This is a genomic window from Escherichia sp. MR (assembly GCF_005280595.1).
Classification (GTDB): Bacteria; Pseudomonadota; Gammaproteobacteria; order Enterobacterales; family Enterobacteriaceae; genus Escherichia; species Escherichia ruysiae.
The window spans coordinates 1-281 of sequence record NZ_SZVK01000147.1 but is presented as its reverse complement, the minus strand read 5'-3'; the positions used below and the strand labels follow the sequence as shown (position 1 = coordinate 281).

At 62.3% G+C, this 281-nt stretch carries 1 pseudogene; it reads left to right on the top strand.

The features are described from left to right. Window positions 1-281: pseudogene (locus tag FC814_RS22675) on the top strand (cellulose biosynthesis protein BcsC); the annotation flags it as partial.

Here is a 281-nt window from a genome sequence, read left to right as displayed (position 1 = left end):
AGCCTGCCGCGCGCGCAGTGGAACAGCAATATTCAGGAACTGGCAAACCGCCTGCAAAGCGATCAGGTACTGGAAACCGCCAGCCGCCTGCGTGAAAGCGGTAAAGAGGCAGAAGCGGAAGCGATGCTGCGCCAGCAGCCACCGTCCACGCGCATTGACCTCACCCTGGCCGACTGGGCACAGCAGCGACGTGATGACACCGCTGCCCGCGCGGCGTATCAGAATGTCCTGACGCGGGAGCCAGCTAACGTTGATGCCATTCTTGGCCTGACGGAAGTGGA